The following is a 26,602-nucleotide window of genomic DNA, read 5'->3' on the forward strand; positions in this document are numbered from 1 at the left end:
ATAGTTATCAACTTATCAACAAGTATATTAATAATATCAAAATATATATCAAACTTCAAGAATTTATCCAGAATATTAACAGCCTGTTGATAAAATTATCAACTATTATAATTACTTTGCTTATATATAGTAGTAAAAAGTGATTATATAGCTAATTATTTCTATTTAGGTATTTTTTTGTATATCTTTCAAACTCTGATAAAAACTCGTTGACAAGTAGTTAAAAAGTATTTATAATTGTATGTGTTATATTTACTCTGACGGTAAAGTTATTTTTTTTAATAAACGGAAAACAGAATGAGAAAGGCGGTGCTATATAATGAAGAGAACTTATCAACCTAAAAAGAGACAAAGAAAGAAAGAGCATGGTTTCAGAAAAAGAATGAAAACATCTAACGGAAGAAATGTGTTAAAGAGAAGAAGAACTAGAGGTAGAAATAGATTAACTCATTAGTTACAGGAGGCCGCTTATATAGTGGCCTTTTTGTGTAATTTTACGAGATTTATTTGTGTTTATGGAGGTAAATGATGTACTTTAGTAGAACAAACGGTATAAAAAAGGATTCTGATTTTAGAAAGGTATATAAACACGGTAAATCTTTTGCAAACAAATATTTAGTAATATATATACTGAAGAATAGATCAGATACAAGTAGAATTGGAATATCTGTTTCTAAAAAAGTAGGAAAAGCCGTTACAAGAAACAAAGTTCGAAGATTAATAAAAGAAGCTTACAGATTAAATATAGATAATAAAATCAAGCCGGGATATGATATAGTATTTATAGCTAGAGTTTCTAGCTCAAATGCTAGTTTTGAAGATATAGATAAATCTGTGAAATACTTGGTTAAAAAAACGGGCGTGTCTAATTAATGTACTTTATATTATTAAGTATATATAGGGAGGTAATATTTTGAATAAAATAGTTTACTTATTAAAAGGTATTGGAGCTTTCTTAGCGAAGTTCTGTATATATATAGTAAGGTTTTATCAAAAATATATTTCTCCACTTAAAGGCCCTACGTGTAGATTTTATCCAACGTGTTCACAATATTCGATAGATGCATTTAAAAAGTATGGATTATTAAAAGGTATGTATTTGTCAATAAAGAGAATCTTAAAATGTCATCCATTTCATCCAGGAGGATACGACCCTGTGAAGTAAAATAGACATTATTATTTGGGAGGTTTAAATTTGAATTTTATAGGAGAAATATTAGGACAAGTTCTTAGGGTAATATTTGAATTTGTTAATCACTATGGATTATCGATCATTTTATTTACGATAATTATAAAGTTTATACTATTACCGCTTACAGTTAAGCAGACAAAGTCGACGCAGGCAATGCAAGAAATTCAACCGCGCTTAAAGGAAATACAAGAAAAATACAAAAACAAACCAGAGAAACAAAATCAAGAAATTCAAAAGTTATACTCAGAATCTAAGATAAACCCTCTTGCAGGATGTCTACCTCTTTTGGTACAAATGCCTATAATAATAGGACTATTTTGGGTGCTTAAAGATCCAGTTAAATTTGGTGTTTTTGATTCACAGTCTGCCTTTAAATTAGCAGATACAGGATTTTTATGGATAAAAAGTTTGACAACGCCTGATTATATAATGGCTATTTTTTCTGGGGTTAGTGCGTTTTTAATGCAAAAAATCACAACTCCTACTGATCAATTAGAAGGTTCTATGAAATACATGACTTATGTAATGACTGGGTTCTCATTTTATTGGGGATTTATTTTTCCAGCAGGACTTACACTTTATTGGACAGTAAGTAATCTATTCTCAGCTGCACAACACTTATTGATAGTTGGTCCATTAAAACGAAGACTTGCTAACGTTAAGGAGGATACAATCAATGATTCAAAGCCTAGAAATAAAAAGCAAAAGTAAAGAAAGTGCTATATCTCAAGCTTTAGCTAAATTTAATGCAAAACGAGAAGATATAGAAGTAGAAGTTATTGAAAATCCAAGTAAAGGCTTCTTAGGTTTTATAGGGGCTAAAGATGGAGTTTACAAGATAGCTCTAATAGAAAAAGAAGCAAAAGTAAAATCGGAGCAAATAATAACTGAAACAGAAGTTGCTGTATCAGGAGAAGAAAAAAAATCTGAAGCAGAGATTTCAAAAAAATTTGTTGAAGGAATTCTAAAAAATTCTAATATCGATGCAGAAGTTAAGGTAGTTCAAGAAGGAAATTTAATAAAAATTGATATCGTTGGAAAAGATGCTTCTAGCTTGATTGGTAGAAGAGGAGAGACTTTAGACTCTATCCAACTTTTAACTGGACTAGCTTTAAATAAGATAAATAAAGACTCTAAGATGAGAGTTCTTATAGACATAGGCAACTATAGAAAAAAGAGAAAAGAATCTCTGATCAGATATGCAAACAAAGTTGCAAGAGAAGTTGCTAAAACTAAAAAGCCAAAGAAATTGGATTATATGAACCCTTATGAGAGAAGAATTATACATTCAGCTCTACAAAATGATAAGTATGTTATAACTTACAGTGAAGGAACAGATCCATATAGAAGATTAGTGATCGAATGTAAAGGGTAAAAGATAGCCTCCTATGTGATAGGGGGTTTTATTTTTTAAATTTATTATATATAATATTTAGGGTTATAATAAGAGTTAATAAATTGAAATGAATAAATTGAGAGGTGATGTCCTTGTTTATAGATGATACAATAGTTGCAATAGCTACAGCACCTGGTGAAGGTGGTATTGGAATACTTAGAATAAGTGGAGAGAAATCTCTGGAGGTTGCTCAGAGTATTTTTGAGTCTGTTTCTGGAAAGAGAATAGACGAGTACAATAACAGAACTTTGATATACGGAAATATTGTCGACAATGATAAAATTATAGATGAAGTGCTGCTTGCTTATATGAAAGGTCCAAAATCTTATACAGCAGAAGATGTAGTAGAGATAAACTGCCATGGTGGTTTTATATCTGTAAAGAAAATTTTAGAGCTTATACTGTCTAAAGATGTAAGACTTGCTGAAGCTGGTGAGTTTACAAAACGAGCTTTCTTAAATGGAAGAATAGATTTATCTCAGGCAGAAGCAGTAATAGATGTTATAAATGCTAAAACTAGCAAGTCTCATGAGGTAGCTCAGGAGCAATTAGAAGGGGCTCTATCTCATAAGATAAGAAGTTTGAGAGATAAGGTAACAGAGTTACTAGCTCACGTTACAGTAGCGATAGATTACCCAGAAGAAGATATAGAGTTTATTACTTACAATACACTTAAAGAAAAAACAGAAGAACTAGAAAAGGAAATCAAAAAGCTTTTTGATTCATCTGAGAGTGGAAAGATATTTAGAGAGGGACTTAAAACAGTAATAATCGGCAAACCAAATGTCGGAAAATCTTCTCTATTAAACCTGATTTTAGGTGAAAAGAGGGCGATTGTAACAGATATACCTGGTACAACTAGAGATGTTATAGAAGAGTTTGTAAACTTGAGAGGAATTCCTATTAAGATAGTTGATACAGCTGGAATAAGAGAGACGGAAGATGTTGTCGAGAAAATAGGTGTAGAAAAATCTAGAAAATCACTTTCGAGCGCTGATTTAGTGATTATGGTTCTAGATTATTCTGAGAAACTTACAGATGAAGATATGGAAATACTTGAAAGCATTGATAAGAGTAAGACTGTAGTTTTATTAAATAAAACAGATTTAAAAAAACAAATTGAAGAAGAAAAAATAAGTAATTATGTAGAAAATAATAGTATAATAGAGATAAGTGCATTAAAACAAGAAGGCATAGAAAAATTAGAAGATAAAATAGAAAGTCTAGTTTATAAAGGCGAGGTAAGAAATTCTTCCGATATAGTAATAAGCAATACTAGACATAGAGATGCACTGGCTAAAGCACATAAATCTGTGTTGGATGCACTTGATGCAATCTATCAAAATATGCCACTGGATTTTATAGAGGTAGATCTCAAAAATATATGGGATTACCTAGGATACATTAATGGAGATACTGTTACAGAAGACTTACTGGATAATATATTCAGCAACTTCTGCATTGGGAAATAAATAAACTGTTTTTCATGAAACTTAAGAATAAAGAAAGGAGCCGTAAATGAAAAGATATAGAGCAGGAGAATACGACTTTGTAGTAGTTGGAGCAGGACATGCTGGATGTGAAGCTTCATTAGCTACAGCAAGAATGGGTTATAAAACTCTAATGGTTACAATGTCTTTAGATTCAATTGCGTTACTTGCATGCAATCCTTCAATAGGAGGTACAGGTAAAGGTCAATTGGTAAAAGAGATAGACGCACTCGGAGGAGAGATGGGTGTAAATATAGATAAGACTTTTATACAAAGCAGAATGTTGAATACAGCTAAAGGGCCAGCTGTTCATTCACTTAGAACACAGGCGGATAAGTTTAAGTACCATGAGGAAATGAAAAGAACTCTTGAGAATGAACCTAATATTGATTTAGTTATGGATGAAGTAGTAGATATAATAGCTGAAGACAATATTGTAAAAGGGGTAGTTACAAAACTAGGTTGTGAGTACTATGCAAAAGCAGTAATACTTGCAACAGGGGTTTATCTAAACTCAAAAATACACATAGGAGAAGTTTCGTTTAACGAAGGTCCTAATGCACTTGGATACGCTAAAAATTTAACTGAAAGCTTAGTCAATTTGGGGCTTAGAATGAGAAGATTTAAAACTGGTACTCCAGCAAGAGTACACAGAGATAGTATAGATTTCTCTGTTATGGAGATTCAAGATGGAGATGAAAAGATAACGCCATTTTCTTTTATGAGCGATAACTTACAAATAATTCAAGAGCCTTGTTATTTAACTAGAACTACGGAAAATACAAAAGAAGTAATAATGAATAATTTAAATAGATCGGCTATGTACGGTGGTGAAATAGATAGTACAGGAGCAAGATATTGCCCCTCAATAGAGGATAAAGTAGTTAGATTTAGCGATAAAACATCTCATCAGTTATTTATAGAGCCAGAGGGTTCTGATACTAAGGAGATGTACGTTCAAGGTATATCTACTAGTTTACCTTATGAAGTACAAGTTGAGATGTATAGAACTATAAAAGGATTTGAAAATTGCAAGATAATGAGACCAGCATACGCTATAGAGTACGATTGTGTAGACCCTACGCAACTTAAAATAAACTTAGAGATAAAGGGCGTAGAAAATCTATTTAGTGCTGGACAATTCAACGGTACTTCTGGTTATGAAGAAGCTGCATCACAAGGTCTGATGGCTGGAATTAACGCGGTTAGAAAAATAGAAGGCAAAGAGCCTTTTATACTAGATAGATCTGAGGCGTATATAGGAGTTCTTTTGGATGATTTGGTTACAAAAGGAACTAACGAGCCTTACAGAATAATGACTTCTAGAGCTGAGTACAGACTGTATTTAAGACAAGATAATGCAGATATGAGGCTTACAGAAAAAGGATATGAAATTGGACTAGTTACAGAAGATAGGTATCAAAGATTTTTAAATAAAAAAGATCAAGTACAACAGGAATTTGATAGATTAAAATCAGAAAGGGTTACTCCTAAAGATGTAAATGATCAATTAGAAAAATTAAATGCATCACCTATAAAAGTTGGAATATCTCTATATGAATTTTTAAAAAGACCCGAGGTAACTTATGCTCTTATAGAAATGATAGGTAAAGGCCCCGAGTTCAAAGTTTCAAATGAAGTCAAAAATCAATGTGAAGTTATGACTAAGTATGAAGGTTATATAGATAAACAATTAAAGCAAATAGATCAATTCAAGAAACTAGAAAATAAAAAGCTAGATGAGAATTTAAATTATTCGTCTATTGATGGGCTGAAGATAGAGGCCAGACAAAAACTGGACGGGATAAAACCTATATCGATAGGACAAGCATCTCGTATATCAGGAGTTTCACCTGCGGATATATCAGTACTTCTTATATACTTAGAGCAGATGAAAAAGTCTAGAGGAGGAAATAATGAACAATAGGGATTTATTGAAATCTGGGATTGAAGGATTCGGAATAGAAGTTGACGAAAGCATGTTAGATAAGTTTAATAGCTACAGAGAAATTCTTGTAGAATGGAATCAGAAGATGAATTTAACTGGAATAGAGGAAGAAAAGGAAGTATTTATAAAGCACTTCTTGGATTCTATTTCTTCAGTTAAAAATGGGTATATAAAAGACGGTATATCTATTATAGATGTTGGAACGGGTGCCGGATTTCCAGGCATACCTTTAAGAGTATGTTTAAAAGATTTAGAGTTGACACTACTTGACTCTTTGAATAAAAGAATAAACTTCCTTCAGACAGTTGGAGAAGAATTAGATTTAAATAATATAAATTATATACATGGAAGAGCAGAGGACTTTGGGAAAAATGCAGAGTATAGAGAAAAATACGATGTTGCAACAGCAAGAGCAGTTGCTGGGCTTCCTGCTTTACTAGAGCTTTGCGTACCTTTTGTAAAGGTCGGAGGTTATTTTATATGTTTAAAAGGTCCAAATGCAGACCTTGAACTTGAGGATTCAAAAAATGCTATGAGACTTTTAGGAGTTGAATTCGTTGAAAAAATAGATATAGTATTACCAGATATAGATTTAAGTCATAATATATTAGTTTTTGTTAAAAAGATGAAGACTCCATCTAAATACCCAAGAAAAGCTGGAAAACCATCAAAAAATCCTATATTATAGTATATAATAAACAAAAAACTCTGACATTTCCCAGGAAATATTTAAATTTATTTTTAATAGATGAAAATAGAGGTTTTATCAAAGTTGATGAAGAAATTAACTTTATATACGGAAATATATTTATATCTAAATAAGAGAGGTATGTTATGGAAGAAAAAAAAGTTATAGAGATAGCTGTAGATAAGATAGTTCCAAATCCATATCAGCCAAGAAAGGTTTTTTCACAAGTTTCATTGGAGGAATTAAGTAATTCTATAAAATCTTATGGAATACTTCAACCAATAACAGTTCGAGCTAAAGATGATAAATATGAATTGATTGCAGGTGAAAGAAGATTTAGAGCTGCAAAGCTTGCGGGCTTAGAAACTGTTCCGGGGATTGTTAATAATATGGATGATGAATCATCTGCAGTTTTAGCTTTATTAGAAAATTTGCAGAGGGAAGACCTAAACTTTATTGAGGAATCTATAGGTTATGATAATTTAATAAGAGAACACCATTTTACTCAACAACAGTTAGCTGAAAAGTTAGGAAAAAATCAGTCTACTATAGCCAACAAACTTAGAATACTAAAATTACCTAACGAGATAAAATCTAGTTTAATAGAAAATAGCTTAACAGAAAGACATGCAAGAGCGTTTCTTAAGTTACCTAACGAAGAACTGATGTTACAAGTTTTAGATAAAGTAATAAAAAATGAATTAACAGTTAAGAAGACAGAAAAACTGATTAAAGACATTTTAGAAGGTTTGAACGATAACACAGATCAAGATAAAAAACAGAATATAAAAGGTGCTATGAGTATAAGAATATACCTAAATACTTTAAAGCAAGCCTTTGATGCTATAACTAATACAGGTATTGAAGCCAAATATAATGAGATAGATAAGGGAGATTACATGGAAGTCATTGTCAAAATCCCTAAAAAATAGAGATTACTGTGTATCAGTAATCTTTTTTATTATAAATACTTTAAAATGGTATTTATGATAAAGTATTTATAATAAAAAGATAGTTTAAACTATCTAGCATAAATAGAATATCAAAAGCAAATAGAGAGGTGAATCCCATGGGAAAAGTTATTGCTGTTTTTAATCAAAAAGGCGGCGTTGGAAAAACCACTACAAATGTAAACTTGAGCGCAAGTATTGCACAAATAGGCAAAAAGGTGCTAGTTTTAGACCTAGATCCACAGGGAAATACAACTAGTGGATATGGAATTGATAAAAATGAAGTAGAAAATACAATATACGAAGTAATGTTAGATGGTACAGATATAAAAGAGGCTATAATTTCTACAGAGTTTGAAAATGTAGATATAGTGGCATCTGCTACAGAATTAGCTGGTGCTGAAATAGAGTTGTCAGAAATCGACGATAGAGAATTTATACTTAAAAAAGCTCTGTCTGGGGTGAAAGATAACTACGATTACATATTTATAGATTGCCCACCTTCTTTAGGCATGTTGACTATAAACTCTCTTACATCAGTAGACAGTGTCCTTATACCTATACAGTGTGAATATTACGCACTTGAAGGGGTAAGTCAGCTGATGGAGACAATAAAGCTAGTTAAGTCTAGATTAAACCCTAATTTAGAAATACAGGGCGTTGTGCTTAGTATGTTCGATGGTAGGGCAAATCTGTCTATACAGGTTGTAGAAGAAGTTAAAAAGTATTTCAAAGGAAGTGTATATACTAGCTTAATCCCTAGAAATGTAAGATTAGCAGAGGCACCGAGTCATGGTAAGCCTGCGATTTACTACGATAGCAGATGTAAAGGATCTTTAGCTTACTTAGATTTAGCAGAAGAGTTTATATTTTTAGAGGAGGATGAGATATAGATGGAGAAGAAAACAAAGAGAAGCAATAGACTGGGGAAGGGACTTAGTGCACTTATTCCAGATACTTATGAAGAAATAAATCATAAAGATATAGTTAATATAGAATTAGATAAAATATATCCAAATAATACTCAGCCTAGAAAAGTATTTGACCAAGAGAAAATAGAAATTCTAAGTGAATCGATAAAAAATCACGGAGTTCTTCAACCTATAGTTGTAAAGCCAGACGATGAGAATAAATATATGATTATTGCTGGAGAGAGAAGATACAGAGCTTCAAAGCTCGCTAAAAAGAAGGATATCCCAGTTGTAGTAAAAGATATCCCGATGAAAAGTGTAATGGAGATAGCGCTTATAGAGAACCTTCAAAGAGAGAATTTAAACTCAATAGAAGAAGCATTGGCATATAAAGGATTAATTGATCATTACAATGTCACACAAGAGGAGATCTCAGAAGCAGTTGGAAAAAGTAGACCTCATATTACAAATACATTAAGACTGTTAAATCTAGCAGAAGAAGTAAGAATTATGATAGACGATGCTAGAATAACAGCAGGTCACGGTAAAGCACTTTTAAAAATTACAGACAAAGATGTTCAGATAAAATTAGCAAACAGAATAGTTGAAGAAGAATTATCTGTAAGAGAAGTTGAAGCAATTGCTAAGAAGATATGTGAAGGTAAAGAATTAGAAGAGCCAAAAAATCAAAAGAAGAGAAAGATATGTTTATAGTTGATGTAGAAGATAAACTTATGAATGTATTTGGAACAAAAGTTAATATATCTAGGGGAAAAAGAAAAGGTAAGATAGAAATAGAGTACTACAATGATGAGGACTTAAACAATATAATATCAATGATAATAGAGTAATATTAAATTCATATAACTGGAGGATTTAGATATGATTTATTTTGACAATGCAGCTACTACGTACCCAAAACCTGAAGAGGTATACGATGCAGTTTACGATTGTATGAAAAATTACTGTGCAAATCCAGGCAGAGCAGGTCACAAATTAGCTATGAAATCTGCTAGAAAAATTTATGATGCAAGAGAAAATATTGCCAAGCTATTTAATGTAGACAACCCAATGACAATCGTATTTACTCATAATGCTACAGATTCTTTAAACTTAGCAATTAAAGGTGTTTTAAAAAGCGGCGACCATGTAATTACTACGAGTATGGAGCACAACTCAGTTATAAGACCGATAAAGGCACTTGAAAGTAAAGGTGTAGAAAACACAGTAGTACAGTGTGATAAAGAAGGAGTATTAAATCCAGAAGATATAGAAAAAGCAATAAAAGATAATACAAAACTTATAGTGACAACACATGCTTCAAATGTGTGTGGGACACTTATAGATATAAAAACTGTAGGAGAAATAGCAAATAAATATGGAATTTTATTTTTAGTAGATGCCTCTCAAACAGCAGGCGTATACAACATAGATGTAAAAGAGATGAATATTGACATGTTAGCTATGCCTGGACATAAATGTTTACTTGGACCACAAGGTACAGGAGTTCTTTATGTAAAAGAAGACCTTAAACTAAATATTTTAAAAGAGGGCGGAACAGGAAGTAAATCTGAAGAATTAACTCAACCAGAATTATTTCCCGATAAATATGAATCAGGTACTCACAACACACCAGGTATAGTAGGATTAAACGAAGGTGTTAAATTTGTATTATACAAAGGAACAGATAGAATAAGAGCACAAGAAGAAGAATTATGTGACTACATGCTTGAAAAACTAAGAGAAATAGAAGATATAAAAATATACGGTCCAGAAGACAGCAAAAAGAGAGCAGCAGTTATAGCTCTAAATATAGGGGATATGGACTCAGGAGAAGTAACATTTATATTAGATAATGAGTTTGATATAGCTACAAGATCGGGTATTCACTGTTCACCGCTAGCGCACTCTACACTTGGAACACTAGAGCAGGGGGCAGTTAGATTCAGTATGGGGTACTTCAATACAACATATGAAATAGATAAAGCAATAAAGGCATTGAAAATAATATCTGAAAATAGGGAATAAATCGGCAAAATCGAGAAAGAGACATATGTGAATGATAGATAATTGTTGTGAGCTAGCAGTCGAAACGAGCTAGACATACACAACAATTTACCATCGTCCTCATATGTCTCTTTCTCGATTTTGCCGATTTATTCAGTATATTGAGATATGCTTTTTTCGCCTCAAGGTGGAAGAGCAAAAAGGATAAGGTATTCATGGATATAAGGAAGCTATAAGAAATAAGATAGCTGAAAGATATAAAGACGACAGGAGATGGTTGTGCATGTCTAGCTCGCCTCGACTGCTAGCTCACAACCAAATCCTATCGTCTTTATTTTTCCAATTATTTTATGTATCTTACACCAATGTACCTACAGATAATCATTTTCTTCTAGTACTGTATGACCGCTTTCGTAGTTTTTACCATCGACTGTAAGTTTTATTTTGCTTACACCAAGATTTTCTTTGAAAGTTTTAGCAACTGCATCTAAAGTAAGTGTTTCTGCATCACTTCCTAGATTGCTGTTCATAAAACTTGAGCTTACGTCTAATAACCCTACTGTAGATCCATCAACGTCTTTCTTTTCGAATGAGTTAATGCTTGAATTTGGTATTATTTTTTGTTTGATTAGTTCGCTGTATAAAGAATTTGCATCTACTGAAGCCAATGCAACATCTTTTTTAACTAGTGAACCATTGTCTAAGTCTATAGTGTACACTGATGCGTTAGTCTCTTCTTTTTTAGGAGTATCAGTATTTTCAGCGCCTTTTGAACTTGTATTGTTTTTGCTAGTTTCTTTATCTTTAGAATCTTCATTAGTTGAAGTATCCTCTTCTTCAGCGTCTTTTTCATCTGAAGCAGGTTCCTCCACACTTGAATTATTGTTGTTGTCTGTTTGATCATTTTCACTATTGTTGTTGCTGCATCCAAATGCAAATACCGCAACAGATAGTATACTTAATATTAATAGTACTTTCTTTTTTAACATGTTTTAACACCTCTTTCTTTTTATCTATTATATCATAAACTAAGCAATTGTATAATGAAATACAAAAATGGAACAAAATGTAAACGTATACATGTATACAAATTATCAATCTAAGAAAATGTAACAAATTGGGGTCAATTTTTTTGTAATATACTTTTAACATTCATAAATATATGTAAAAATTACAATATTATCAAATTAAGTAGTGTTTTAAAATAATATAAGTTATAATTATATTATAAAAAACGTCTTCAATGAGGTGATTATAATATGGAAATATTAAGTCTTGGTGAAAAAATAAAAAAACTAAGAAAAGAAAAAAACATGACATTAAAAGAACTTGCAGGAGATAGAATAACTGCAGCTCAGATAAGCCATATAGAAAGAGATAAGTCTCATACTAGTTATGACTTACTGGAATATTTGAGTGATAAATTAGGAGTTAGCGTTGAATACTTACTAGAAAATAAAGAGATGCAGTCGAAGAAATTGACTGATAACCTAATTCTAAAAATTGAAATTTACATAAATAAAGGAAAATTAGCTGAAGCAGAGGAGACTATAGGTAAGACATTAGATATTTGTAAAAAATACGATTTAGTAGAAAATTACGGTAGATGTAGTTTTTTATTGGCAAATATTAGATTAAAGCAAGAACAATACGATTTGGCGGTTGTAAATTTTGAAAAGGCTTTATATTTCTTTATAAGAAAGAATGATAAAATTAATATTTTTAACTGTTATTTAAATATAGGCATGGTTTATATGAAACAAAATCTTTACGGAGTTGCAATTACACATTTTAATTTCGCTGAGGAATTGATAGCTGAAAATAAATTTGATGATTACAATACTTATAAAGACCTGTACAGTAAAATGGCAATATGTTACATAAAAACAAATAAGCCAAATAAGTCTTTATTTTATGTAGATAAAGTAAATGAATTGGACTGTAGAAATGGTGTAGATAGCGAAGTGGATTTATTAGTTCTAAAGGCTAATAATTTATTTAAATTAGGAAAATTAGAAGAGTCTAAGATTTTATTTAAAAAGGCATTGAAATTATTAGAAGGTGATAATGATAAGAATATACTTGCTGATGTATATTTAAATATTTCAGATGTATATACACACCTAGGAAATGTAGATAAAGTTATAGAGTATTCTCAGAGGGCGTATGATATAAAAACAGATTCTGGTGGCGATCATATGATGGAAGGTTTATTTAAAATAATCTCTGCATATATACAAAAGAGTGACTATACGCTTGCAAAAAAATACTGTAAAATTGCATTGGCTGCATCAATAAAAAACAAAGATAAAATAAGTGAATACAAGGTATTAAAAAAATATTCTGATATTTGTAGAGAGCAAGGAGAATCTAACTTATCTGTCGAATACTTAACAAAGAGTATCGATATAGTATCGTCTCTAGGTGATCGTAAGGTACTTGCTGGAATGTATATAGATATGGGAAAAATATATTCAAATATATCAAAGGATAGAGAACTTGAATACTATCAAAAAGGACTAGATATGTACAAAGATCTCGAAATTATTTAAGAAAGATACATCTATACATGTATAGATACAATCTATAACACTAAGTTTGTATATATGATACTATTATTATGTATAGAAAAATGTATTTTAAACTTTAATATAGAGGAGATTTTAACATGAGAGTAGAAGTAGATGCTAGAGGGTTAGCATGCCCTAAACCAGTTATAAATACTAAAAAAGAGCTAGAAAAATTAAGTGAGGGTATTGTAATTACAACTGTAGATAATAAAATGGCAAAAGAGAATTTGCTAAAATTGGCAAAATCCCTAAATTTAGAGTCGAATATAGTTAAAGATGAGGAAGATTTGATAACTATAGAGATATCTAAAAATGGAGAAACTTGTGAATTAGCAGAAGCGATTATTGAAGAAAATGATGATTTAGAAAATAGATGTATATTTATAACTAAAGATTCAATGGGCTCGGGAAATGATGAATTAGGACAAGTTCTTATAAAAGGATTCATTTATACTCTTACAGAGACAAAACCATATCCAAAGAGCATACTCCTTGTAAATGGTGGTATAAAATTGAGTACAGTAAACGAAGACACGATTGGAAATCTTAAAATCCTTGAAGAAGCAGGGGTTGAAGTCCTTTCATGTGGAACTTGTTTAGATTACTATGACTTAAAAGATGGACTTAAAGTTGGAAGTGTGACAAATATGTACAGCATAGTAGAGGCTTTAAAAAATTCATCAAATACTATAACAATATAAATAAACCATTAAGTATAATATACCTATTAAAAAATATATTTTAAAACAAATGAAATAATTAAAAATGGTTATATAAAAATAAAATATTATAGGAAACAATATAATGTCAGAGGGGAAATTATTATGAAAGAAATGTATATTGTGTCCTTTAATTCAACTCATCATGCTATAAGATCAGAAAAACTAATAAAAGAGCACGAAGTTACTATCACAATGTTGCCCACACCAAGAGAAATTTCTGCTAGCTGTGGGCTTTCTGTTAAATTTTTAAAAGATGATTTAGAGATTATAAAAAAAATACTTACAGACAATGAGATTGATTTTAAAGGAATTTACCACATAGATAAGAAAGAAGATGGAACTAAAGAAGTAAATGAGATTTAATAGTAGGAGGTAAAATATCTATGCCGATGGATTTGAAAATAGGTGACATCGTAGAATTAAAAAAACAGCATGCGTGTGGTTGCAAGGAGTTTGAAATAACCAGGATAGGTATGGATATAAAAATTAAATGTATGAATTGTTCTAGACTCATAATGTTGGATAGAGAGACATTAGAGAAAAGGGTTAAAAAGCTAATTAGAAAAGAATAATAATCTAGCATACAATTATAACTTAAAATATAAATCATTTAGATTTTATCAGCTGTGTTCTATTGTATGAAAAATAGTTTCTTCAAAATGAAGAAGCATTTTCATGGGGGTGCTTTAAATGGCAGTACAATTTGCAAAAAGAATGCAAGGATTAAAAGGATCAGAAATTCGTGAACTTTTGAAGCTTACTCAACAGCCTCAAATCATATCTTTCGCTGGCGGAATGCCTGCTCCAGAGATGTTCCCTGTAGAGGAAATGAAGAAAGTTTCAGTTGCAGTTCTAGAGGAAAATGGTAGGGCAGCAATGCAGTACACTACAACTGAAGGATATGAACCTTTAAGGGAGAAAATTGCTCAAAGAATGAATGATAAAAATCAAACTAATGTGGACAAAGATGACATACTAATTACTAGTGGTTCACAACAGGGACTTGATTTCGCAGGAAAGGTATTCATCGATGAAGGTGATGTAATACTATGTGAGAGCCCATCGTACATCGGAGCTATCAATGCTTTTAAATCTTATCAACCTAATTTTATAGATGTCCCAACTGATGGTGGGGGAATGATTATGGAAGAATTAGATAAGATACTAGCTACAACTGATAGAGTCAAAATGGTTTATGTAATACCAGATTTCCAAAATCCTACAGGAAGAACTTGGTCTTTAGAAAGACGTAAAAAGTTTATGGAAATAATAAATAAATATGAAATACCTGTTTTAGAAGACAACCCATACGGAGAATTAAGATTTGAGGGAGAGTCATTACCTTCTCTTAAAGCTCTAGATACTAAAGGACTTGTAATATTTTTAGGAACTTTCTCTAAAATATTCTGTCCAGGATACAGATTAGGATGGACTTGTGCTTCTGAGGAAATACTTTCTAAGTTTAACTTTGCTAAGCAAGGTGCAGACTTACAGGCTTCTACTATATCACAGATGGAAGTATCTAAATTTATGGACATGTACAGCCTAGATAAGCATGTCGAAAGTATTAAGGAAGTTTATGTTAAGCGTAGAAATGTAATGCTAAAAACTATGCAAGATGAATTCCCTGAAGGCATTGAATTTACACATCCTGAGGGAGGATTATTTACTTGGGTTGAATTACCTAGTCATTTAAATGCAAGAGAAATACTTCCTAAATGTCTAGAAAAAAATGTTGCCTATGTTGCAGGAGGAGGATTCTTCCCAAATGGTGGCAGAGAAAATACTTTTAGACTTAACTACTCTAATATGCCTGAAGATAAGATTAAACTAGGAATAAAAAGTATTGGAGAAGTACTTAGAGAAGCTGTGCAATTAGCAGGAGCTACAAAATAATAAGAGATTAACAAAAAAGACATTATATGTGAATATATTAACATAAAATGTCTTTTTTACATTAAATAATTAAAGAAGGTTGTTTTTAGTAAATACTAAACAAATTATAAAATTATCAGATTAAAAAGAAAAATGACTACATCCAAATATAAGTTGATGTTAGTCATTTTTCTTTTTAATAAGGATAACTGGACAAGGTAAATATGAGAAGGCAGGTTTAATTATAATGAAGTAAGGAGTTTGACATGAAACTTAACTGATAATACAAAGACATGATGGACCAGATAGACACGAAACTAATGCAAAGATAATAGAGAGTTTCTATACAGCTAAAGAATTAAATAATGCATATGTAGTTAAAAACGGAATAGTAAAATATGATGATTTAATAGGTGCACTAGTTGTTGGGTATTGGGTGCTAAGAATAATTCTCCAGTAGTTACTGTAGGTCAAAACTTGAGCAATGGACTAAAATCAGTTTTATTATCTAAATGTTTGCTATATAACAAAAGTAGGTGGAAATGAAAATTAAAGTGCTTTTGATTAGCTTATAGAGCTATTAGAGATGTAGTTTTAATTAACCACTTAAATTAAAATATACTCGGATACTAAAAAGATAGGACTTTCAAAATTGAGAGCCCTATCTTTTTTAAAAATTATTTTAATATGTCCTAACTAATGGAGCTTCGTAGCTTTCAATAAAGTCGCTGATTTCTTCAAATGAATCAGTAAAAAGTATTTTTTCTCTATCAGATTTAGATAAGAATCCTTCTGATACCATTAAATCGTACTGAGAAGCAAGTAAATCGTAATATCCATTTACATTAAATAGTATACAGGGATTAGAATGTTGTCCAAGTCTTCCCCAACAAATAACTTCTGTTATCTCTTCAAGAGTTCCAGGTCCTCCGGGAAGTGCTATATAACAATCAGATAATGAAATCATCTTAGCTTTCCTTTCATGCATTGTATCTACAGTATGTAGCTCAGTTAAACCTTGATGAGCGATTTCTCTATCTATAAGAAATTTAGGCATTACTCCAATGACAGGGCTTCCATTTTCTAAAACTTTATCTGCAATTAAGCCCATAAGCCCTACATTACCCCCTCCGTAAACTAGAGTATTATCATTATTAGAAATCCAGTTGGCCAACTCAATAGCATTATCAGTATATATGTTATTATTTCCTGCATTCGCGCCACAATAAACAGCTATATTCATATTTATCATTCCTTTCTGATTGCAGTTTGATATAGAGTAACATATTTTCTGTTGAAAAACAATGTTAAATGAATAGTGTAGGCACTATTAGAATATTATAAAAAACACCTTTCTTTTATTCTCAATATAATAAAATATTAATGTTGATTTGTTCACCTGTAATAACAGTTGGAAGTAATTTCAGTGATGGTCAAAAGAAAGCCCTTTCGAATAAGAATTTGCCAAAGTAACTAAAATCGGAGGAAATGGTAATGAAAAAGCCTTTGTAGAACTTTTTTGAGACATTACTTTATTAAATAAAAGATGTCATCCTGTGGTAAATCTTATACTTTAGTTATTGGAATCTATCTTATTTATATTAAAGACCCTTATATTAGAATAAAAGATTATTATTTTTGGAAAGGTCTTAAAATCGCACTTTACTACAAAAAAGCAGCATTTCACAACATTTATAGTAAAACTTTATGAAACTTATGATATTATTTTAGACAACGATTCGGAAGAATATAGATATATTAAAATATAAGTTTAAGTTAGGGAACTCTACAAATTATGGGGATAAAAGGTAGAGAATACCAGGGGAATTTTAGATACGGGTTGTAAATATAAGTAAGATTAAAAAAAGGAAATAAATGTGATTTGCTATATATATCAATATAACAAGTCACATTTATTTCCTTTTTATTTATATAAACGCTATATATAATGAAGGAAAAATTAAAAATATATGGGATATTATTTTATTAAAACATTGATATCATGCGTGTGTACAATGTAGAAAAAGGTAAAATTAGCTAAGAATTTGAAAGATATATATGTTTTGAAAAAAATAGGGTTTAAATTCGTAAAAGTGTAAATAATACTTATTATACGTGTAAAATACTGTAAAAATAGAATTTAAGGACATACTTTACAAAGAAAATAAAATATTTATTGAAAAGTACTTGACAATATGATAAAATTATTAGATGTGTTAGAATGAACTTTTGTTTTATTTTTAATTATATGAGAGGTGAAAAGTGAATGCCACATCCTGTCACAATAGGTAAAAGAACGCGAATGAGCTTTTCCAAAATTAAGGAAATAGCTGATGTGCCAAATCTTATAGAGATTCAAGTGGATTCCTATAAGTGGTTTTTAAAAGAAGGTCTAAAAGAAGTATTTGAAGATATATCACCAATAGAAGATTACACTGGAAATCTTATATTGGAATTTGTTGACTACTCTTTAGACGAAAAACCTAAGTACGATATAGAAGAATGTAAAGAGAGAGATGCTACATATTGTGCGCCTCTAAAGGTTAAGGTAAGACTTATTAATAAGGAAACCGGAGAAATAAAAGAACAAGAAGTCTTTATGGGAGATTTCCCTCTTATGACTAACAAAGGTACTTTCATAATAAATGGTGCTGAGAGGGTTATAGTAAGTCAATTGGTTAGATCTCCAGGAGTATATTATGCAGACGAGAGAGATAAAAACGGTAAGAGACTTATATCTTCTACTGTAATTCCAAATAGAGGTGCGTGGTTAGAGTATGAAACTGACTCTAACGATGTAATATCTGTAAGGGTTGATAGAACAAGAAAACAACCAGTGACAGTATTACTTAGAGCTCTAGGAATAGGTTCGGACTCTGAGATAATAGATCTATTAGGTGAAGACGAGAGACTTATCGCTACTCTTGAGAAAGATAGTACAAGTACTGTTGAAGAAGGGTTAGTTGAAATCTACAAAAAATTAAGACCAGGAGAGCCACCAACTGTTGAAAGTGCATCTTCACTACTTAAATCATTATTCTTTGATCCAAAGAGATACGATTTAGCAAAAGTAGGTAGGTATAAATTCAACAAGAAGTTATCTCTATGCTACAGAATTATGAACAGAATATCGGCTGAAGATGTTATACATCCAGAAACAGGTGAAGTATACGTTAAAGCTGGAGAAAAGATCCCTTATGAGGTTGCCAAAGACATACAAAATTCAGGTATTAACGTGGTGACTATTTTACTTGATGGGGATAAAAATGTTAAGGTCACTGGTAACAATTTCGTAGATATCAAATCGCATATTAAATTTGACATAGATGAATTAAATATCAAAGAGAAGGTACATTATCCAACTCTTAAAGAAATATTAGACAGCTATACAGATGAAGAAGAAATAAAAGAAGCTTTAAAACTAAGATCAAAAGAATTAGTTCCTAAACACATACTGTTAGACGATATAATAGCTTCAATAGATTACGAATTCAACTTATTCTACGATGTAGGTAATATAGATGATATAGACCACCTAGGTAACAGAAGAATAAGATCTGTAGGCGAATTGTTACAAAATCAAGTTAGAATTGGTTTTTCAAGAATGGAAAGAGTTATAAAAGAGAGAATGACTGTACAGGATATGGAAGCTATAACGCCACAAGCGTTAGTTAACATAAGACCTGTATCAGCTGCAATAAAAGAGTTCTTTGGTAGTTCTCAGTTATCTCAGTTCATGGATCAAACAAATCCACTGTCTGAGCTTACTCATAAGAGAAGATTGTCAGCCCTAGGGCCTGGTGGTCTATCAAGAGAGAGAGCTGGGTTTGAGGTGCGTGATGTTCACCACTCTCATTACGGAAGAATGTGTCCTATAGAGACTCCAGAGGGGCCAAATATAGGGCTTATAAACTCACTTGGTACTTACGCTAAAATCAATGAATTTGGTTTTATCGAGTCACCATACAGAAAATATGATAAAGAGGCAAAGACAGTTACTCATGAAATACACTACTTAACTGCGGATGAAGAAGATTTATTCGTTAGAGCCCAAGCAAATGAGACTCTAACTGACGATAATCAATTTGTAAACAGTAGAGTCGTTTGTAGAACTATAAATGGTGCTGTTGAACTTGTGTCTGAAGATAAAGTTGATTATATGGATATATCTCCTAAGCAAGTTGTATCAGTTGCGACTGCAATGATACCTTTCTTAGAAAACGATGACGCCAACCGTGCCCTTATGGGATCAAACATGCAGCGTCAAGCAGTGCCGCTAGTTAGAAGAGAGGCACCGATCATTGGTACTGGTATAGAGTACAGAGCAGCTAAAGACTCAGGAGCCGTTGTTGTTGCTAAAAACCCTGGTGTAGCTGAGAGAGTAACAGCTGATGAGATAGTTATAAAGAGAGAAGATGGAAACAGAGATAGATACAATCTTCTTAAATTTAAACGTTCAAACTCTGGTACTTGTGTAAATCAAACTCCTATTGTAGACAAGGGGGAACAAATTCTAGCAGGAGATGTTATAGCTGATGGACCAGCGACAGATCTTGGAGAAGTTGCTCTTGGAAGAAACTGCTTTATAGCGTTTATGACATGGGAAGGTTACAACTACGAGGATGCCATATTAATAAATGAAAGATTAGTTAAAGAAGATAGATTGTCTACAATTCATATAGAAGAATATGAGTGTGAGGCTAGAGATACAAAACTAGGGCCTGAAGAGATCACTAGAGATATACCAAATGTAGGGGACAGTGCAATTAAGAACCTAGATGAAAGAGGAATAATCAGAATAGGTGCTGAAGTTGATTCAGGAGATATACTAGTTGGTAAAGTTACTCCAAAAGGAGAGACTGAGCTTACTGCCGAAGAAAGACTTTTAAGAGCTATATTCGGTGAGAAGGCAAGAGAAGTTAGAGATACATCTTTAACTGTTCCTCATGGTGAGTCAGGAATAATAGTAGATATTAAACTATTCACTAGAGAAAATGGAGACGATCTATCTCCAGGAGTAAATGAACTTGTTAGATGTTATATAGCTAAGAAGAGAAAGATAAAAGTAGGAGACAAGATGGCTGGTCGTCATGGTAATAAAGGGGTTATCTCTAGAGTATTACCTGAAGAAGATATGCCATTTATGGAGGATGGAACTCCTATGGATATAGTTCTTAATCCACAAGGTATACCATCACGTATGAATATCGGTCAGGTTCTTGAGATGCACTTAGGTCTTGCAGCTAAGAAACTAGGTTGGTATGTTGCTACATCAGTATTTGATGGAGCTAATGAGTTTGATATCATGGATGCTCTTGAAGATGCAGGATATCCAAGAAACGGCAAACTTGATCTATATGATGGTAGAACAGGTAGTCCGTTTGACAACAAGATAACTGTAGGTTATATGTACATGCTTAAACTTCACCATTTGGTTGATGATAAGCTACACGCAAGAAGTACAGGACCTTACTCTCTAGTAACTCAACAACCTCTTGGTGGTAAAGCACAATTCGGTGGACAGAGATTCGGAGAGATGGAGGTTTGGGCGCTTGAGGCTTATGGAGCTGCTCACATACTTCAAGAAATACTTACTGTTAAGTCTGATGATGTCTCAGGACGTGTTAGAACTTATGAAGCAATAGTGAAAGGTGAAAATATTCCAGAGCCAGGAATACCTGAATCATTCAAGGTTCTAATAAAAGAGCTTCAAAGTTTATGCTTAGATGTAAAAGTATTAACTGATGAAGATCAAGAAATAGAAGTTAAAGAGTCGTTAGATGAAGATGATATTAATATAGAAGAGTTTGAGTTAGACATGATAGATAATATGGGAGAGATAGAAGAATCGCATATAATTGAGGATGTTGATGGAGAACCAGAAGACGAAACTGAAGAAGAGCCTGAAGAAATAATTGAAGAAGAAGAATTAAAAGGCTTTGTTGAAGAAGATGATTATGATAAGGTCATAGATTATGACAATGAGGACTTTGATGTATAATTTTTTATAGCACATAGGAAATTGTGCTTTTGTAAGTGCAATTTCCGCTATACATGCTTCGAAAAAATCAAATAGAAGGGAGAGAACTCCTTGTTTGAATTAAACAATTTTGAGTCGATAAAAATAGCTTTAGCTTCTCCGGAGAAAATAAGACAATGGTCTAGAGGAGAAGTAAAAAAACCAGAAACTATAAACTACCGTACTTTAAAACCAGAAAAAGATGGTCTATTCTGTGAAAGAATATTTGGCCCTCAAAAAGACTGGGAGTGCCACTGTGGTAAATACAGAAGAGTAAGATACAAAGGTGTGGTTTGTGATAGATGTGGTGTTGAAGTAACCAAATCTAAAGTAAGAAGAGAGAGAATGGGACATATAGAGCTAGCTGCTCCAATGTCACATATATGGTATTTTAAAGGTATACCAAGTAGAATGGGACTTTTACTTGATATGTCTCCTAGGTTCCTAGAAAAAATTCTTTATTTTGCATCGTATGTAGTTGTAAATCCAGGAGAAACTGGGCTTAATGCAAAACAGTTACTAACTGAAAAAGAATACAGAGATGCTCTAGAAAAGTACGGTAACACATTTGAAGTTGGAATGGGTGCTGAGGCTGTAAAATCATTACTAAAGGCTATTGATCTAGATCAACAGAGTAAAGATTTAAGAGCAGATCTTAAAGATAGTACAGGACAAAAAAGAATCAGAACTATAAGAAGACTGGAAGTTGTAGAGGCGTTTAAAAAATCTGGAAATAAGCCAGAGTGGATGATACTTGATGCAATTCCTGTAATACCACCAGATTTAAGACCTATGGTTCAACTTGATGGTGGAAGATTTGCGACTTCGGATCTAAATGACTTGTATAGAAGAGTTATAAATAGAAATAATAGATTGAAGAGATTACTAGAACTTGGAGCCCCTGACATCATCGTAAGAAATGAAAAGAGAATGCTTCAAGAGGCAGTAGATGCTCTTATAGACAATGGTAGAAGAGGTAGACCAGTAACTGGACCTGGTAATAGACCACTTAAGTCTTTATCAGATATGCTTAAAGGTAAGCAAGGACGTTTCCGTCAAAACTTACTTGGTAAGCGTGTTGACTACTCAGGACGTTCAGTTATCGTTGTTGGACCAGAGCTTAAATTCTACCAATGTGGTCTTCCTAAGAAAATGGCACTAGAACTATTTAAGCCGTTTGTAATGGATAAATTAGTTAAAGAAGGTCATGCGCACAACATTAAGAGTGCAAAATCAATAGTAGAAAAAGTTAAGCCTGAAGTTTGGGACGTATTAGAAGACGTAATCAAGAGTCATCCGGTACTTCTAAACCGTGCGCCGACACTACACAGACTAGGTATCCAAGCATTTGAGCCTATTCTAGTTGAAGGTAAAGCTATAAAACTACATCCACTTGTATGTACGGCTTACAATGCTGACTTCGACGGCGACCAAATGGCCGTTCACGTTCCGTTATCAGTGGAGGCACAAGCAGAGGCTAGATTCTTAATGCTTTCTGTAAACAATATACTTGCTCCTAAAGACGGTACACCTATAACTACTCCATCTCAGGATATGGTTCTTGGAAGTTACTATTTAACAATAGAAGCTCAAGACGGTGTAAGAGGAACCGGTATGGTATTTAAAGACTTCAATGAGTTGTTACTTGCGTACTTCAATAAAGCTGCAGATCTTCACGCTCTTGTTAAGATGAGAAAAGTTTATGAAGATGGAACAAGTTGCATTATCGAAAGTACTGTAGGTAGATTTATATTCAATGAAGGCGTACCTCAAGACTTAGGATTTGTTGATAGAGAAAAAGACCCTAATGGGCTTGAAGTTGATTTCCTAGTTGACAAGAAATCTCTAGGTAAAATAATAAATAAATGCTTTATAAAACATGGAAATACTGTAACTGCTGAACTTCTAGACTACATTAAAGCTCTAGGATTTAAGTATTCTACAATAGCAGGTATAACAGTTGCCGTATCTGATATGGATGTTCCGAAAGAAAAGGAAATCTATATACAAGAAGCAGAAAAGAAAGTTGATAAATATGAAAAGGCATTCAGAAGAGGTCTTATATCTGATGAAGAGAGATATGAAAGAGTTATAGAGACTTGGACAGAAACTACTGAAAAGGTAACTGACGCTCTAATGGATGGACTTAGCAGATTGAATAACTTATATATAATGGCGCATTCAGGAGCCAGAGGGTCTAAAAACCAGATAAGACAGCTTGCAGGTATGCGTGGACTTATGGCCAATGCTTCAGGTAAGACTATGGAGATCCCAGTTAAATCAAACTTCCGTGAAGGTTTATCAGTACTTGAGTACTTTACATCTTCTCACGGTGCCAGAAAAGGACTTTCTGATACAGCGCTTCGTACTGCTGAGTCTGGATACTTAACAAGAAGACTTGTTGATGTCAGCCAGGACGTTATAGTTAGAGAAATCGAATGTGGTACAACAGATACTACAGAGATACTAGCTATTAAAGATGGAAACGAAGTTATAGAAGAACTTTACGATAGAATAGTAGGAAGATATGTAGTTGATGCTATAGTTCATCCGGAAACTGATGAAGTTATAGTAGAAGCCGATACTAGAATAACAGAAGATGAAGCTGACAAAATAATTGACGCTGGAATCGAATTGGTACACATCAGAACAGTTCTTAACTGTAGAACTAACCATGGGGTTTGTTCTAAGTGTTACGGTAAAAACTTGGCTACTGGTAAAGAAGTTCACATTGGTGAAGCGGTTGGAATCATAGCTGCCCAATCAATTGGTGAGCCAGGTACACAGCTTACAATGCGTACATTCCATACTGGTGGGGTTGCCGGTGGAGATATAACTCAAGGTCTTCCAAGGGTTGAAGAGTTATTTGAAGCCAGAAAACCAAAGAGTCTCGCTGTAATAACTGAAATTGCAGGTAGAGTAGAAATAAACGACTCCGACAAGAAAAAAGAAGTAACAATAATACCTAGTGAAGGTGAAAAAGAAGTATATGCAATTCCTTATGGTACGAGACTTAGAGTTAAACACGGTCAAATGCTTAAAGCAGGAGAGCCGTTGATTCAAGGTTCGATTAACCCTCACGATATAGTAAGAGTTAACGGAATCATAGGAGTTCAAGAATATATAGTTAAAGAAGTGCAGAGAGTTTATAGACTTCAAGGTGTTGATATAAACGATAAGCATATAGAAGTAATAGTTAGACAGATGTTATCAAAAGTTAAAGTTGAAGATCCTGGAGATACAGATTTACTTCCAGGAGGATATGAAGATGTATTGGTATTCAATAAGTGCAATGAAGAAGCTGAAGCTAAGGGTTTAAGACCTGCTAATGCTGCAAGAGTACTTCTTGGAATAACAAAAGCATCACTTGCTACGGATTCATTCTTATCAGCGGCATCATTCCAAGAGACAACTAGAGTATTAACAGAAGCTGCTATAAAGGGTAAAGAAGATAACTTAATCGGACTTAAAGAGAATGTTATATTAGGAAAACTTATACCAGCTGGAACAGGTATGAAGAAATACAAAAATATAGCAGTAGAAAAGGTAGAAGCCTAAGAAAAGCCTGTTTAAAAGAAATCTTGACAATCATTTATCCTGATGATAAAATGTTTAAGTGTGTAATTAAGAGTACACTAAGGATCCTACGGGGTTCTTAGTGGCTTTTAAATGCTACAATATTATTTAAAGCTAAAAGCATCAAACTATGTTAGACTCAGTAAATGTGTCTAAGCTTTGAACCGGTTGGCGATCTGTTATTAGATCGAAAATTAAAAGAAGGAGGTGCAGATTAATGCCAACAATTAACCAGTTAATCCGTAAGAGTAGAAAAGCTATAGAGAAAAAATCAGACTCTCCAGCACTACAAAGAGGATATAACTCACTTGATAAGAGAGCTACAGAAATAAAAGCTCCACAAAAAAGAGGAGTTTGTACATCAGTAAAAACAGTTACTCCTAAAAAACCTAACTCAGCGTTAAGAAAAGTTGCCAGAGTTAGACTTACTAATGGTATAGAGGTTTCAGCTTATATACCAGGAGAAGGACATAACCTACAAGAACATAGTGTTGTTCTTATAAGGGGAGGAAGAGTTAAAGACCTTCCAGGGGTTAGATACCATATATTAAGAGGAACTCTTGATACTGCTGGTGTAGAAAAAAGAATGCAGTCTAGATCAAAATATGGTGCGAAAAGACCTAAAGAAGCAAAGAAATAATAACTGTTTAAATTAATTATAGTTTAGGTGCTTTAAATATAGAGAAATATATTTATGGCATCACGGTATGTCAGTGCATATCGAGTACCTATGATTTAATATTTAATATTTAAGGAGGGAAGCAGAATGCCAAGAAAAGGTAATGTTCCAAAAAGAGATGTTTTACCAGATCCAATGTATGGAAGTACGGTAGTTACTAAGTTAATAAATAACTTAATGATAGATGGAAAAAGAGGGAAAGCTCAAAAGATAGTTTATGACGCTTTCGCAATAGTAGCAGATAGTACAGGAGAGGATGCTCTAGAAGTATTTGAAGCAGCTATGGAAAATATAATGCCAGTTCTAGAAGTAAAAGCTAGAAGAGTTGGTGGAGCTAACTATCAAGTGCCAATCGAGGTTAGACCTGAAAGAAGACAAACTTTAGGTTTAAGATGGTTAGTAAAATACACAAGAGATCGTGGAGAAAGAGGCATGGTTGAAAAGCTTGCTAAAGAAGTAATGGATGCAGCTAACAACACTGGAGCTTCTGTTAAGAAGAAAGAAGATACTCATAAAATGGCAGATGCTAACAGAGCGTTTGCACATTACAGATGGTAGCATATACGGATATCTTATAAA

24 protein-coding genes are annotated in these 26,602 nt (G+C 32.6%); 22 read left to right on the forward strand and 2 right to left on the reverse strand.

Annotated features, from left to right (window positions below; genetic code table 11):
• Positions 1-319: 319 nt before the first annotated feature.
• The 13 genes from rpmH (at position 320) to T473_RS0109815 (ending at position 10,603) form a co-directional block, all read left to right on the forward strand.
• A complete protein-coding gene (gene rpmH / locus T473_RS0109760) occupies positions 320-454 on the forward strand; it encodes a 50S ribosomal protein L34 (RefSeq protein ID WP_029791683.1) in 135 nt (44 codons plus the stop codon).
• 74 nt (positions 455-528) lie between these two features.
• Positions 529-873, forward strand: a complete 345-nt coding sequence (gene rnpA, locus T473_RS0109765; protein ID WP_024621733.1) for a ribonuclease P protein component — start codon at positions 529-531, stop codon at positions 871-873.
• A gap of 40 nt (positions 874-913) precedes the next feature.
• Positions 914-1,165: a membrane protein insertion efficiency factor YidD gene (gene yidD, locus T473_RS0109770; protein WP_024621734.1), complete on the forward strand. Its 252-nt coding sequence runs from the start codon at positions 914-916 to the stop codon at positions 1,163-1,165.
• A 30-nt stretch (positions 1,166-1,195) separates the two neighbouring features.
• Positions 1,196-1,903, forward strand: coding sequence for a YidC/Oxa1 family membrane protein insertase (locus T473_RS0109775; RefSeq protein ID WP_024621735.1), 708 nt, complete (start codon positions 1,196-1,198; stop codon positions 1,901-1,903).
• Positions 1,869-2,567, forward strand: coding sequence for an RNA-binding cell elongation regulator Jag/EloR (gene jag, locus T473_RS0109780; RefSeq protein ID WP_024621736.1), 699 nt, complete (start codon positions 1,869-1,871; stop codon positions 2,565-2,567). Before T473_RS0109775 ends, jag begins: the two co-directional genes overlap by 35 nt.
• 113 nt (positions 2,568-2,680) lie before the next feature.
• Positions 2,681-4,060, forward strand: a complete 1,380-nt coding sequence (mnmE, locus tag T473_RS0109785; RefSeq protein WP_024621737.1) for a tRNA uridine-5-carboxymethylaminomethyl(34) synthesis GTPase MnmE — start codon at positions 2,681-2,683, stop codon at positions 4,058-4,060.
• Between the two features lie 46 nt (positions 4,061-4,106).
• Positions 4,107-6,005, forward strand: a complete 1,899-nt coding sequence (mnmG, locus tag T473_RS0109790; protein WP_024621738.1) for a tRNA uridine-5-carboxymethylaminomethyl(34) synthesis enzyme MnmG — start codon at positions 4,107-4,109, stop codon at positions 6,003-6,005.
• Positions 5,995-6,714: a 16S rRNA (guanine(527)-N(7))-methyltransferase RsmG gene (rsmG, locus tag T473_RS0109795; RefSeq protein WP_024621739.1), complete on the forward strand. Its 720-nt coding sequence runs from the start codon at positions 5,995-5,997 to the stop codon at positions 6,712-6,714. Before mnmG ends, rsmG begins: the two co-directional genes overlap by 11 nt.
• A gap of 146 nt (positions 6,715-6,860) precedes the next feature.
• Positions 6,861-7,646 (forward strand): nucleoid occlusion protein, encoded by a 786-nt coding sequence (noc, locus tag T473_RS0109800; protein WP_024621740.1) that lies wholly within the window; start codon positions 6,861-6,863, stop codon positions 7,644-7,646.
• Between the two features lie 137 nt (positions 7,647-7,783).
• On the forward strand, positions 7,784-8,557 hold the full coding sequence (locus T473_RS0109805; protein ID WP_024621741.1) for a ParA family protein: 774 nt from the start codon (positions 7,784-7,786) through the stop codon (positions 8,555-8,557).
• Positions 8,558-9,289 (forward strand): ParB/RepB/Spo0J family partition protein, encoded by a 732-nt coding sequence (locus T473_RS16615; protein WP_330369467.1) that lies wholly within the window; start codon positions 8,558-8,560, stop codon positions 9,287-9,289.
• Entirely contained in the window at positions 9,280-9,426 is a 147-nt protein-coding gene (locus T473_RS19805; protein WP_330369468.1) for a hypothetical protein, read from the forward strand. Before T473_RS16615 ends, T473_RS19805 begins: the two co-directional genes overlap by 10 nt.
• Before the next feature lie 31 nt (positions 9,427-9,457).
• On the forward strand, positions 9,458-10,603 hold the full coding sequence (locus T473_RS0109815) for an aminotransferase class V-fold PLP-dependent enzyme (protein WP_024621742.1): 1,146 nt from the start codon (positions 9,458-9,460) through the stop codon (positions 10,601-10,603).
• A gap of 350 nt (positions 10,604-10,953) precedes the next feature.
• Here the strand turns inward: T473_RS0109815 and T473_RS0109820 are convergent, their stop codons facing one another.
• Positions 10,954-11,571 (reverse strand): GerMN domain-containing protein, encoded by a 618-nt coding sequence (locus T473_RS0109820; protein WP_024621743.1) that lies wholly within the window; start codon positions 11,569-11,571, stop codon positions 10,954-10,956.
• A gap of 270 nt (positions 11,572-11,841) precedes the next feature.
• Here T473_RS0109820 and T473_RS0109825 point away from each other — a divergent pair, with 270 nt between their 5' ends.
• The 5 genes from T473_RS0109825 to T473_RS0109845 all read left to right on the forward strand — a co-directional run bounded on the left by T473_RS0109825 (position 11,842) and on the right by T473_RS0109845 (position 15,770).
• Entirely contained in the window at positions 11,842-13,134 is a 1,293-nt protein-coding gene (locus T473_RS0109825) for a helix-turn-helix transcriptional regulator (protein WP_024621744.1), read from the forward strand.
• A 116-nt stretch (positions 13,135-13,250) separates the two neighbouring features.
• A complete protein-coding gene (gene yedF / locus T473_RS0109830) occupies positions 13,251-13,853 on the forward strand; it encodes a sulfurtransferase-like selenium metabolism protein YedF (RefSeq protein WP_024621745.1) in 603 nt (200 codons plus the stop codon).
• 123 nt (positions 13,854-13,976) lie between these two features.
• A complete protein-coding gene (locus T473_RS0109835) occupies positions 13,977-14,237 on the forward strand; it encodes a putative Se/S carrier protein (RefSeq protein WP_024621746.1) in 261 nt (86 codons plus the stop codon).
• A 20-nt stretch (positions 14,238-14,257) separates the two neighbouring features.
• Positions 14,258-14,446: a DUF951 domain-containing protein gene (locus T473_RS0109840; protein ID WP_024621747.1), complete on the forward strand. Its 189-nt coding sequence runs from the start codon at positions 14,258-14,260 to the stop codon at positions 14,444-14,446.
• A 118-nt stretch (positions 14,447-14,564) separates the two neighbouring features.
• Complete coding sequence (locus T473_RS0109845; RefSeq protein ID WP_024621748.1) at positions 14,565-15,770, forward strand: aminotransferase-like domain-containing protein; 1,206 nt, start codon at positions 14,565-14,567, stop codon at positions 15,768-15,770.
• 661 nt (positions 15,771-16,431) lie between these two features.
• Here T473_RS0109845 and T473_RS0109850 read toward each other — a convergent pair.
• Positions 16,432-16,992 carry an LOG family protein gene (locus tag T473_RS0109850; protein ID WP_024621749.1) on the reverse strand — a complete coding sequence of 187 codons (561 nt, stop codon included), beginning with the start codon at positions 16,990-16,992 and terminating at the stop codon, positions 16,432-16,434.
• Positions 16,993-18,015: 1,023 nt separating this feature from the next.
• Here T473_RS0109850 and rpoB point away from each other — a divergent pair.
• From rpoB to rpsG, 4 genes are all read left to right on the forward strand, one after another.
• On the forward strand, positions 18,016-21,750 hold the full coding sequence (gene rpoB, locus T473_RS0109855; RefSeq protein ID WP_024621750.1) for a DNA-directed RNA polymerase subunit beta: 3,735 nt from the start codon (positions 18,016-18,018) through the stop codon (positions 21,748-21,750).
• Between the two features lie 90 nt (positions 21,751-21,840).
• The gene (gene rpoC / locus T473_RS0109860; RefSeq protein WP_024621751.1) at positions 21,841-25,326 is read left to right on the forward strand and encodes a DNA-directed RNA polymerase subunit beta'; all 3,486 of its coding nucleotides are present in this window, start codon (positions 21,841-21,843) and stop codon (positions 25,324-25,326) included.
• 235 nt (positions 25,327-25,561) lie between these two features.
• On the forward strand, positions 25,562-25,984 hold the full coding sequence (rpsL, locus tag T473_RS0109865) for a 30S ribosomal protein S12 (protein WP_024621752.1): 423 nt from the start codon (positions 25,562-25,564) through the stop codon (positions 25,982-25,984).
• Between the two features lie 126 nt (positions 25,985-26,110).
• Positions 26,111-26,581, forward strand: coding sequence for a 30S ribosomal protein S7 (gene rpsG / locus T473_RS0109870; protein ID WP_024621753.1), 471 nt, complete (start codon positions 26,111-26,113; stop codon positions 26,579-26,581).
• Positions 26,582-26,602 lie beyond the last annotated feature (21 nt).

This window comes from Clostridioides mangenotii TR (assembly GCF_000498755.1).
GTDB lineage: Bacteria > Bacillota > Clostridia > Peptostreptococcales > Peptostreptococcaceae > Metaclostridioides > Metaclostridioides mangenotii_A.

Coding starts and splice junctions, on each gene's coding strand:
- rpmH (WP_029791683.1), top strand. CDS start 320: ATGAAGAGAACTTATCAACCTAAAAAGAGACAAAGAAAGAAAGAGCAT.
- rnpA (WP_024621733.1), top strand. CDS start 529: ATGTACTTTAGTAGAACAAACGGTATAAAAAAGGATTCTGATTTTAGA.
- jag (WP_024621736.1), top strand. CDS start 1,869: ATGATTCAAAGCCTAGAAATAAAAAGCAAAAGTAAAGAAAGTGCTATA.
- mnmG (WP_024621738.1), top strand. CDS start 4,107: ATGAAAAGATATAGAGCAGGAGAATACGACTTTGTAGTAGTTGGAGCA.
- rsmG (WP_024621739.1), top strand. CDS start 5,995: ATGAACAATAGGGATTTATTGAAATCTGGGATTGAAGGATTCGGAATA.
- noc (WP_024621740.1), top strand. CDS start 6,861: ATGGAAGAAAAAAAAGTTATAGAGATAGCTGTAGATAAGATAGTTCCA.
- T473_RS0109805 (WP_024621741.1), top strand. CDS start 7,784: ATGGGAAAAGTTATTGCTGTTTTTAATCAAAAAGGCGGCGTTGGAAAA.
- T473_RS16615 (WP_330369467.1), top strand. CDS start 8,558: ATGGAGAAGAAAACAAAGAGAAGCAATAGACTGGGGAAGGGACTTAGT.
- T473_RS19805 (WP_330369468.1), top strand. CDS start 9,280: ATGTTTATAGTTGATGTAGAAGATAAACTTATGAATGTATTTGGAACA.
- T473_RS0109815 (WP_024621742.1), top strand. CDS start 9,458: ATGATTTATTTTGACAATGCAGCTACTACGTACCCAAAACCTGAAGAG.
- T473_RS0109820 (WP_024621743.1), bottom strand. CDS start 11,571: ATGTTAAAAAAGAAAGTACTATTAATATTAAGTATACTATCTGTTGCG.
- T473_RS0109825 (WP_024621744.1), top strand. CDS start 11,842: ATGGAAATATTAAGTCTTGGTGAAAAAATAAAAAAACTAAGAAAAGAA.
- yedF (WP_024621745.1), top strand. CDS start 13,251: ATGAGAGTAGAAGTAGATGCTAGAGGGTTAGCATGCCCTAAACCAGTT.
- T473_RS0109835 (WP_024621746.1), top strand. CDS start 13,977: ATGAAAGAAATGTATATTGTGTCCTTTAATTCAACTCATCATGCTATA.
- T473_RS0109840 (WP_024621747.1), top strand. CDS start 14,258: ATGCCGATGGATTTGAAAATAGGTGACATCGTAGAATTAAAAAAACAG.
- T473_RS0109845 (WP_024621748.1), top strand. CDS start 14,565: ATGGCAGTACAATTTGCAAAAAGAATGCAAGGATTAAAAGGATCAGAA.
- T473_RS0109850 (WP_024621749.1), bottom strand. CDS start 16,992: ATGAATATAGCTGTTTATTGTGGCGCGAATGCAGGAAATAATAACATA.
- rpoB (WP_024621750.1), top strand. CDS start 18,016: ATGCCACATCCTGTCACAATAGGTAAAAGAACGCGAATGAGCTTTTCC.
- rpsL (WP_024621752.1), top strand. CDS start 25,562: ATGCCAACAATTAACCAGTTAATCCGTAAGAGTAGAAAAGCTATAGAG.
- rpsG (WP_024621753.1), top strand. CDS start 26,111: ATGCCAAGAAAAGGTAATGTTCCAAAAAGAGATGTTTTACCAGATCCA.